The sequence below is a fragment of the Streptomyces sp. NPDC093586 genome (assembly GCF_044764905.1).
Classification (GTDB): Bacteria; Actinomycetota; Actinomycetes; order Streptomycetales; family Streptomycetaceae; genus Streptomyces.
This window is the reverse complement of sequence record NZ_JBIWJA010000038.1, coordinates 21,277-31,903: the sequence shown is the minus strand read 5'-3', so window position 1 is coordinate 31,903 and position 10,627 is coordinate 21,277. Positions and strand designations below refer to the sequence as shown.

General features: G+C 68.3%; 3 protein-coding genes. 1 reads left to right on the top strand and 2 read right to left on the bottom strand.

Annotated elements, in window-relative coordinates; all coding sequences use genetic code 11:
* Window positions 1-69: 69 nt before the first annotated feature.
* Both pglX and pglW read right to left on the bottom strand, forming a co-directional pair.
* Window positions 70-3,705, bottom strand: a complete 3,636-nt coding sequence (pglX, locus tag ACIRFH_RS29660; protein WP_403527334.1) for a BREX-2 system adenine-specific DNA-methyltransferase PglX — start codon at window positions 3,703-3,705, stop codon at window positions 70-72.
* Entirely contained in the window at window positions 3,702-8,405 is a 4,704-nt protein-coding gene (gene pglW, locus ACIRFH_RS29655; RefSeq protein ID WP_403527331.1) for a BREX system serine/threonine kinase PglW, read from the bottom strand. Before pglW ends, pglX begins: the two co-directional genes overlap by 4 nt.
* A gap of 348 nt (window positions 8,406-8,753) precedes the next feature.
* Here pglW and ACIRFH_RS29650 point away from each other — a divergent pair, with 348 nt between their 5' ends.
* Window positions 8,754-10,553: an HNH endonuclease gene (locus ACIRFH_RS29650; RefSeq protein ID WP_403527328.1), complete on the top strand. Its 1,800-nt coding sequence runs from the start codon at window positions 8,754-8,756 to the stop codon at window positions 10,551-10,553.
* Window positions 10,554-10,627 lie beyond the last annotated feature (74 nt).

Genomic DNA, 10,627 nt, shown 5'->3' with positions numbered 1-10,627 from the left:
GGGGCGGGGCGAGGGACGGGCTGCCGTTGGTGAACTGGGCTGTCCGCCCCTGGCTCTGCTTCTGTTCTGCTACTTCTTCACGGCGGTGCGACGGCCTCGGGTTGCGGCCGAGGGCCGCCAGGCGCGGAGGTCGTCATCGGTGAGGCCGTGCTCGCCCTGCTTCTGCTGGCGGTAGGCGGCGAAGAAGTCCGCCGGGGAGCCGCTGTAGAGCATGTCGAACTCGTTGTGCCACTGGTACAGCCACGGCTGGAGTTCCAGCAGACCGGCGAGGAACGGCGTGATCTCCTCGGTGGAAAGGGCGGTATTGGTGAAGTACGTCGCCAACGCCTGCGCCTGCTCCTTGTGATCCCAGCCGGCCCACCCGTACAGCTCGGGGGTGGCGGCGTTGGTCTGCCCATAGGAGATGAACCGCTCCTTGGGCACGTCCAGCTTGCCGCGCGCCTTCCAGTAAGAGGTGCGGAGGAAGTCGGCTGAGGTGTACTTCGGCGGCACGGGGATGGAGTCCCGGATCTTCCGCTTGGCCAGCTCGTCGGGCGCGGCGTCCTCCTTGCGCTGGAGGTCCCACACCTCTTCCCAGTCCGCCCGCTTCTTCAGCCCGGACGGCTTGTAGCGCAGAGCCGAGAGGAACGGCACGTGCTCATCGGTGATCAGCTCGGCGACGACCTTCGCGAGTTCCTTGCGGGGCGCGTAGAGCTTGGCGACGGAGACGAAGTCCTCGTCATGGGAGAGGGCGTCGGTGAGGCGGGCCAGGGTGAGGATGGTGGGCTGGCCGTTCTCGTCGAACCAGAGGTCGCGCTTCTCCATGCGGTCGAGCAGCCAGGAGCGGAGGGCCTTCTCCTGGAGTGCGTCCCACCCCTCGGTGGCCCACCGACGCTTGTACTCGGGGCGTTCGACCATGCCGATGGCACGGTTTGACTCGATCGCTTCGATCCGCTTCTGGACGATCTTGCGGTAGGGGACGGGCCAGTGGGCGGGGATCTCCGTGATGGGGGTGGAGCCGTGCCGCTTGAACCACTCGTCGCTGGCCTCACCCGCGGCTACGCGGCGTGCAAGAACGATCTCGAAGACGCGCTCACCGAGGGCGAGTTCGGGAATTTTGGGGTCGTCGGGGCCCCCGGAGACGCGGAGGTCTTCGGGGTGAAGGTTGTAGAGGGAGTAGACCTGCCAGTCCAACTCTTCCTGGAGGGCGATCATGCGGGCACGCAGGGACGTCCAGCGGGACTTAGCCTCGCGGAGAACGGAAGCGTTAGGTGTTTCCCTCTCGGCAAGGGCCAGGGGGGATGCAGCAGAGAGCTGCTGGGCCAGAGTGTCGAGGGCCGTGGCCAGTTCGGTGGGGTAGTTGGCAGGAAGCGGCAACTCCTGCAACTTCGTACCAGTGAACTCGTACCTGTCAGACCATGGATGCACGCTTACGCGCGCACCCTCGTCACCGACCGGATCTCCGCCCTTCGGATAGCTCACCTGCCGCAGCCAGAAGCCAGCCGTGGAACTATTCAGCAGCCCAAGCAACCGCAGGTGCTCCTCCTCACTCGCCCCCTCCCGCAACTTGATCACCGGAGCAGTACTGCCAAACAAAGCCCCGTCGCGGTCGAACGCGACATGGTTGTGCGTTGCAACGAATGGGAAGGTCAAGCCGCTTCGGGTTCGAAGCCTTTTGGAATAGCTCTCCAAGTGGGCGTACCACGGTCGCCCATGCTCGACCATCGTCTTCCCGAAGAGTCTGCGCCTACGGAGCAAGGTACGAGCTGCCCATAGGTAACGTGAGACCACATGGCTCGTCTCGTCAATCGGATGCTCATTCTTGCGGTCCTGATAGGGAGCACAGAGGGTAATCGTGTCGGCGATCTGAAAGTCGCGAACGCTCGTTCCCACGACCAGCGAACGAACACTGTCGTTCAAGCGAAGACGTCGAGCCGCCGCCGCATTGGGCAGAAAATAGATGTCGTCGGCGCCAGACTTCGTCGTGCGCCCAATCACCTCCACCACTTGCCCCAAAGATACATCGGAGACGTGCTGCAGTTGCTCTACCATCTCCAACCCACCATCGGCCAAGATCCAAGGCTGCTGACCGAAATATCTCTTCCGATCCAGGTCATCGACGGATACCCACTGGCTAACAGAGCCCGGCTTGTCAATCTGTTCAACGATCGCCCGCCACACCAGGCCCTCCTCAGCATTCTCTGGGGCGGCAGGCTCTCCCTGTACGCTGCGTACGGTGCGGATAATCGGCGCTCGTCCGTCCCCACCTCGCTGCTTACCAATCAGGATTACCGTCGGCGTTCCATGTCCCGGAATATACGCTCCTGAGGTGTCGATGACCTCGGTCAGCTCCACTGTGTGCCCGAAGTATCCCTCGATAAGCTTGGATCCGAACTCCCGCTTCATGAAGGAATTGGCGGTGATCTGCCCAACCATGCCGAAGCCGCGGCCCTCAGCGTTTCCGCGCTTAGCCAGTTCGAAGAACCGTTGAGCAAACGGTACCGACAGTGCATATGTGCCCGCACACGCCGAATAGAGCTCTCGGTACAGCTCGTTGAGTTTCTTGTCCTCCACCGTGATGTAGGGCGGGTTCCCCACCACCACGTGGTATCGCCCCCGCCGCAGGATCTCTGGGTACTCGTGTACATCCTCGGTGGCGTACTTGAACTCGGCCAGCTCGTCTTCGTGTTCTTCGTCCACCTCGCCGAACAGGTTGCCCTGCTGGGAGCGGCGGGACTTGATCAGCGAGTCTCCCACAGCCAGGTTCACCGGCCACTCGTATTTCGCCGCCTCCGCCAGCGTTCGCACACCGCTCGCAGCCATCGCCGCAACCAGCAGCCGGAATCGCGCAACAGCCACCGCGAACGGGTTGACGTCCACCCCGTGCACCGAGTCGAGCGCAGCCCGCACCCGCTCGTGCACGTCCTTCCCCGGCTGCCCCTCCCCCCACAGCCGCACCAACCGCCGAAACGCTCCCAGCACAAAGTGCCCTGACCCGCACGTAGGGTCGATCATCTTCAGTTCCTCGTACCCGAACTCCCGCACCGCCGGGTTCATCGTCCGGTCGAGGATGAATTCCTCCACGAACTCCGGCGTCTGGAGCAGCGCGTACGTCTTCCGGGCGGCCTCGCTCAGGTCCTGGTACAGGTCGCCCAGGAACCGCGTGTCCCAACCCTCCGTGCCGTCCTCGTTCAGCGCGTCGGTGAAGTCGTGGACGAGGACGCCCGCCTCGTTGCGCCGGCGCCAGAACTCGACCAGCTCGCGTGCACCGTCGTGCGAGAGCGGGATCTGGTACAGCGGGTTGTGCCGCTTGTCGAAGAGGAGCCGGCCGGCCTGGCCCTGGCCCAGCTCGTCGAACGCCTTCTCCAGCCAGCCGCGGTAGGTCGGGTTGTCGTCCGTCTCCACGTACGCGTCGTACCGGGCCTCCGCCAGCTCGCGTCGGTCACCGTCCGGCCCCGTCAGGTACGGCTCGGGAATCAGCCGGTTGTCCTCGCAGAACCGCACGAAGACCGTGCCCAGCACCCACGCCACCGCGACCTGGGTGACCCGCTCGTCCAGCCACGAGTTCCACGTCGCCGCCGTGCGCCCGAGCTTGCGCGCCTGATCGTACTCGGCGCGCAGTCGCGCACCGACCTCGTCCAGCGCCTTCACCTGCTTGCCCAAGTCGGCCTCGACCGCCTTGACCTGCTGCTTCAGGTCGTCCAACAGAGCCTTGCGGTCGATCACTTGACGTCTCCCTCGACACCACTTGCCACGATCTCACCGGACCCGCGATGGGCGTTGTCCACCCACGTGTCCGGAAGCTGAATCCACTCCCCCAGGCCGGCCTGGTACGGCACGGCCACCTGCCCGAGCCGGGGCTCGCGCGAGGGGTCGCTCTGCGGGACCAGGAGCCACAGCCCCCGCCCGCCCCGCCGGGCCTCCGACGCCAGCCGGTCCAGTACGCCCATCGCGTCGTACCGGGCGAACACCCCGGCCTCCGTCAGCAGGATGGGACCCGCACCGCCGCCACCGTTGCCCAGCAGCTCCATGATCCGGGGCTCGACCCCGCCCCACGCCGTGCGCGCGTACTCCGCGAACCGCACCGCGCCCTTGGAACCCGGCTCGGCGGCGTCCGCCTTGAGCAGGGTCTCCCAGGTGGGCTTGGTGCCCGGGGTGACCTGGGCGTGCAGGGCCTGGAGGAACAGCTCGGTCACCGAGACCGCCTCGGCCCCGATCCGTTCGCTGCCCAGCCCGGCCACGGCCTGGCGCACCGACCGCTGCCCCACCGTCAGCACCCGGTACCCGTCCCGGCGGGCCGACGCGAGCAGCCGTTCCTCCGCACGCACCGCGCCCGCGAGCTGCGGGTCGTCCGCGTACCGCGTGACCGCGCCCGTACGTGTCGACTGTCGCCACGCCCCCGTCGTGAGGTAGCTGGAGGCGTCGTCCACCTTCGTCGGCAGGTAGCGCAGCGTGCCTGTGTCCTCACGCATGCTGAGCGACAGCTCGAAGCCCGCGTCGCGCAAAGCCTTGGTGAGCGGACCGCCCGTCGGCAGTTCGTGGGTCGTGCCGCCGCGCCCGTCCGGGACGACCAGTTCGGGGAAGCGGACGCGGACCCGCTCGTGCACGTCCTCGCCGGTCAGGCCGGGCTGGCGTCCCTCGGGCACACCCGGGATCCAGCGGACCAGGCCCGCCTGGGTCAGCCGCAGCGCCCGGACGAGCGGCAGGTCTCGCGGGTAGATCTCCAGGCGCGGAGTGGCGGCGGCGTTCACGGACGCGGCGGCGGCCAGTTCCACCATGCGCCGCTCGTCCCAGTCGATCGTGCCGGGCGGCACGGTCAGCGCGCCCAGCTCGGCCAACACGGTGGCCGCCGTCGGCAGGGTGTCCAGCTTGGCGAGCCGGTCGGCCGTTCTGCCGAGCCGCGTCGCGTACTCCAGCAGGCCGGGCGCGGTCGGGGTGTCCGGGCCGTCGTTCTCACGGACGTCGAGGGCGAGCAGGCCGGCGCCGAGCGACTCGTCGGTCGCCTTGCGGTTCGCCTGGTGCTGGAACTCGGCCTCCTGCGGCACCAGTTGCTCGGCCTCGACGACGGCCCGTACCGCCGCCAGGGCCATCGCGCGCCGCTGCTCGCGTCCGGCGAGGTGCGTGCCGCGCCGGACGGCGAGGGCGTCGGCGATCTCCACGGCGGAGGCGACGCGTCCCATGCTCACCAGCAGGTCGATGATCTCGTCCCGCAGTGCCTGGACGGCGGGCTCCGCCTTCCAGCGCTTGCGCTCCTCCTTGAGCATCTGCGGGATGCGTCCGTGGCTCAGGCCGAGCGCGTCGGCGACGTCCTTCTGCTTCGGCCAGACGCCGATGTCGGGCAGGACACCGTGCTCGTCGGGCAGGCGCAGCAGCAGTCGCACCATCTCCGCCTTGTTGCGGTTGGAGCCGTTGTTGTTGACGGCCGGCACGAAGACGGTGGCGAGGGTGTCGAGGCTGACCGAGCGCAGGGTGCGGGCGGACAGCGTGCCCGCCGCCCCGCCCGTCACGAGCTGGCCGGCGAGGGCCGACTCGGCGGCGGTGAGCTGCTCCAGCTCCTCCTTGGCCTCCGCCCGCCCCTTCGGCGTGAGCGGCGAGACGGGGGCCTCGCGCAGCCGCTCGCCCCACTCCCGCTGGCGCCGCTGGACCTCGTTGCGGGTCTTGGCACCGAGGCCCGGGGCGTTGACGAGCTTGCGGCGGCTGTAGTCGAGGAGTTCACCGACCGTCGTGATGCCCAGGCCGTAGAGGAAGGACTGGGCGGCGGGGGTGAGGCCGGAGACGGTCAGCGGGGTGTCGAGGGCGGCCTCGGCTGCGAGCCGGTCGCGCTGCTGGTCGGCGGTCTCCGGCTCGGCGTCCGCGATGCCCGCAGCAACGGCGGCGGTCTCGACGGGGGCTCCCTCACCGGCCGACGTGGCGGCGGGGGCAGCGTGGCGGGTGCGGTGGCTGGAGGGGACGGTCTGCGAGGCGTCGAGGAAGACCTTGCGCCAGGCGTCGCGCATCGGCTTCAGCTCGGGGAACCGCTTGCCCGCGTCGCGGTGCAGGGCCTTCTGGAAGAAGGCGACGAGCCCATCCCGCACGGCCGGGTCGAAGGCCTCGGCCGCGATGGTCGGGTACGGCCACTCCTTCGGGTCGGTCATGCGGGGCAGCACGCTGCCGTCACCCCACTTGGGCAGCTCGCCGGAGGCCATCTGGTGCAGGGTGACGGCGACGGCGTACCGCTCGGCGTGCGAGTCGTACGAGCCGCGGGTGATGACGTCGACGAAGGGGTCGAGGTAGCCCTCGGTGCCCGCTTCGGTGCTCTTCGCCGGGAAACCGGCCAGCGAGAAGTCGATGAGGACGAGCTCGCGGGTGCGGTTGGGGCGGATGCGGACGGCGATGTTGTCCGGCTTGATGTCGCGGTGCCAGACGCCCTCGCCCTCCAGGAAGTCGACGGCGCCGAAGAGGTAGTCGCCGTACGCCTCCAGCTGGTCGACCGGGAGACGGCCGTGCTCGCGGAGCTGGCGGGCGACGGTCTCCTCGCGGCGGCGCGGGCGGGCCGTGCCCTCGGCGCCCTGGCCGTCGTCCTCGCGCTCGTCGCCGACGTACTCGATCGCCAGGACGGTGCGGCCGCCGATGTGCAGCGGCTCGGGCTCGACGAGGCGGATGATGCCGGAGTGGGGGCGCAGGCGGCCCATGGCCTCGGCCTCGCGGACGAGGATCTCGCCGCGACTGTCGGACAGGGCGACCTTCAGCACGGCCAGCGGACGGGTCTTGCGGGCTTCGGCCTCGAGGTCGCGGACGAGGAAGGCGCGGCTGGTGGAGCCGGTGCCGAGGCGGCGGCGGACCTCCCACCGTCCCGCGAGCACGTCGCCGGCGACGGCCTCCAGCGGATCCTTGTCGGCTGCAGTCCTGTCCTCCTCGCCCCGCCCGTCGTCCGGGCCGGTGGCCGCTGCGGTGGCGGGGGCGGTCAGGGAGTCCTCGACGACCTCCAGCAGCTCCAGGAACTCGTCGACGCTGGAGAGGCGCTGTCCGGGCCGGTAGGCGGTGGCGGCCTGCACCAGCTCGTCCACGTCCTCGGACAGGCCGTCCACCAGGGAGCTGGGGCGCAGGCCCTCCCCCGCCTCCAGACGGGCCAGCAGCTCGGCCTGGCTGGCGGCCGGGGCCTTGCCGGTGACCAGCAGGTAGGTGAGGACGCCGAGCCCGTACACGTCGAGGTAGACCGGGTCGGGGTTGAGCGCGGTGAGCTCGGGGGCGAGGTAGGCGTCGGCGTCGTCGGCCAGGTGCATGGCGGACAGGGTGGTGGGCGCGAACCGGGTCAGGCCCTGCCCCGGCGAGGAGTCACCGCTGCGCTGGGTGGCGATCTGCCAGTCGGAGATCTGCAGTTGCGGGGCGAGCCAGGCGGCCTCCTCCCCGACGGCACGTCCCTTGCCGCCGCGCGGCCGGGGCACGACGAGCACGGAGCGGGCGGCGAGTGCCCGGTGGTGGATGCGGCTGGCGTGCGCGGAGCGGATGGTCTCGGCGAGCTGGCGCACCAGTGCCATCCGGCCGAGGATGTCGAGCTTCTCGCCGTACTGGACCAGGTACTCGTCCAGTTTCAGCGTGTGCGGGTGGTAGTCGAAGATCAGCGCCGGGCCGGCCGCGTGACCGGAGGGGAAGTACTGCTTGAGCTGCACGGCGCCCGGGTGCTTGAAGCGGCCGAGCACGGCGGCCTCGCGGCGGGCGGCGTTCTCGACGGACTGGCGCAGGGAGGCGTCGGAGCCGCGTTCGCTGAGGTAGATGCGGACGCGGACGGCCTCGGGAAGGTCGCTGTGGCGGGCGAGATAGTCGGCCCAGGTCGGTCCGGAGTCGAAGGACTTCCGCTCCAGCTCGTAGGGGCCGACCTTGTACTGGGCGTCGCTGCGCCGCACGCCGACCTTCTCGAGGGCGGCCCTGACCTCGCGGGAGTCGATGGCGGTGACGCGGCGCCGCTCGTCGCGCGGGGGCTGCTTGAGCATCTCGACCAGTTCGTCGACGGTGTAGACGCCGTTCTGGTCGTGAGCGGGCAGCCGTACGCGCAGGTTGTTGTCCGTGAAGCAGACGGCCTCGGCGACCCAGACCCGCTTGCCGCCGGTCTGCCCGAGCAGGCCGGCCAGCTCCTTCGCCTTGCGGTTGACCAGGTGGAGCGGGTTGCCGTGGGTGCGGCGGTGGCCGCCGGGGGTGGTCTGGACCCAGGTGCCGTTCTCGGAGGTGACCGAGCCGTGCCAGTCCTTCAGCTCGATCATGCACAGACCGCCGGGGGCGACGACCAGCAGGTCGACCTCGCGGACGTGGCCGGTGTTCGCGGTGAAGGTGAAGTTCGACCAGGCACGCCAGGGGTCGGAGTCCGGCAGCTTCTGGCGGATCGCCTCCAGGCCGCGGCGTTCGTGATCGAACTCGGACTCGGTGACCGTGACCCACCGGCCTTCCCGCATGCCTGTTCCCCGCTCTTCGTTCGCTTCAAGGGCCGCCGTTCCCCATGGTCAGACCCTCGCTGCGCATCCTAGTGGTTGCATGCCACATGAGAAGAGGCGGTGAAGGACGGGACTATAGGACATTCGACCCACTCTGGCGAAATGCCCGGTTCCTTTGAATATGGCCAACTTGAGAAATAAGAGCACTTGGTGGCGCATGGAAGGACCCGGCCTCGATGAGGAGGGGCAGACCTGAAACGCATGTTGACACAGCACGCCTGTACTGCTGCAGCTCACCATGAAGCAGGCAGAACGGTGCCGTTCAGCATGAACCGATGATTGTCATACCGTCCCACTAACCTCCTCGGTATGGGTCTTGGAAATCTAACTCGCGCAGGGGTGTTGGCCGCGGTCGCCGAGTGTCAGCAGCTGGGGCGCGAAACGTTTCGTCGCCAGTACGGTTTCGGCCGGGCAAAGACATACGAGCTGGTCGTGGGCGGCAGCCGCTTCGACTCGAAGGCCATCGCAGGGGTGGCACACCTGTACTCGGCCGGCAGCCTGCTGTCGGCCGAAGACTTCAGCGGTGGCGCGCGCACGGTCGCCCACCGTCTGCGTGCGCTCGGCTTCACCGTGGAGGACGGGAGCGCCGTCACAGACGGTCGGCAAGGAGAACCGCAGGTGGTTCTCCAGCCCCGCGGCGGCGCCCGGGATCGTGGACCGCAGAATTTCGCCAAGTCGGTACGGCAAGGTGTACCGATCACAGACATCGAAGACGCGCTCGGCGAGCAGGTGCGCGTGTTCACCGCGTTGTACCCGGACGGGGTCGCTCGGCTGTGGGGGTCCACTCCCACCACGCAGGCCAACAACGAGAAGGCGAAGGCTCTGCGCAACCGCCGAGTCGGGGATGACGTGCTGTTCTACGCAGAGAACCACTTCATCGCTCGCGCTCGCATCCTCCACCTGTTCGACAGTCTGCCCGTGGCACAGGAAGTCTGGGGTACGGACGAGGACAACGCCACGTGGGAACACATCATGGCCCTGGGGGAAGTCGAGGAGTTCCCCACGCCGCTTCCCGCGGCGCCCATACTGGCACGCCTGAACGTTCCTGCACCGTTGCGCAGCCTCACCCTTCGGTCGGGTGAGGACTACCGCCGTACTGTCGAACTCCTTCCCGAAAGGCGCAGGAACGCTTCTTCCGAGCCACCGCATCCGCTTCCAGCTGTGTCCGCCCCGCTGACCGCCAAAGACCTGCTGTACCGGATCGGCTCCCTCAACACTCATCGCCGCACGGGCAGCGATGCTCCCAGTCGTCACCAACCGCTGTCTCTGCTGTGGGCGATCTCCCGAATCGCGGCGGGAAAGCCGCGCCTGGCGCCGTGGTCTTCCTTCCGCTCGGAAGTCAGTCAGCTCCTGGCCGATTTCGGCCTGCCGGATTCCAAGGTCACTCCTGAGTACCCCTTCTGGCACTTGCAGGGCAGTGGCCTCTGGGAGGTGCACGGCGTCCCGAGCGATGCCGGCTCCATGCCGCAGGTGGTGACCTTCAACACGGTGCAACCTGTCGCGGGCCTCACTCGGGCGAGCGCTGAACTACTGCAGAACCCGCTGACTCGCTTGGAAGCCGTGATCAAGCTCTGCAGTACCTACCTCGATGACGTCGATCAGCGGGCGCTGCTCGGTCGGGTGGGTCTCGCCGGGTACGCCACAGCCGATGGCCTGGTCGATGGTGACGAGGACAGCCCTGTCCCCGAGACCGACCACGAAGAGCGGGCGACCGGCCCGGCGACCCGCCGGGAAGCCACTGTGTCCCGACTGGTTCGCGATGCTGCGATCGCCAACCGCGTCAAGGAATTGCACGGCCATGCCTGCCAGGTGTGCGACACCCGCCTGCAGTACAAGCGCAGGCCCTACAGCGAGGCCGCTCACATTCGTGGTCTGGGGTCTCCTCATGACGGTCCGGACGAATTGCAGAACCTGCTCTGCCTGTGTCCCAACCATCACGTTCTGTTCGACGGTCTCGAGATCTACGTGGACGTTGACGGCATCGTGAAGCGGACCCACGGGGGCGATCCCTTGGGACGTCTGCGCCGGCACGACGACCACCAGATCGATGAGGCATACCTGCACTACCACCGCACTCTGTGCGAACTCAACATGCTGACGAAGAAGTAACGGCTCAGGTACGACGCCGCCGATCGGCACCCTTGGATCTCAGATCACACGGGTGCCGATCGGACCGAAGATTC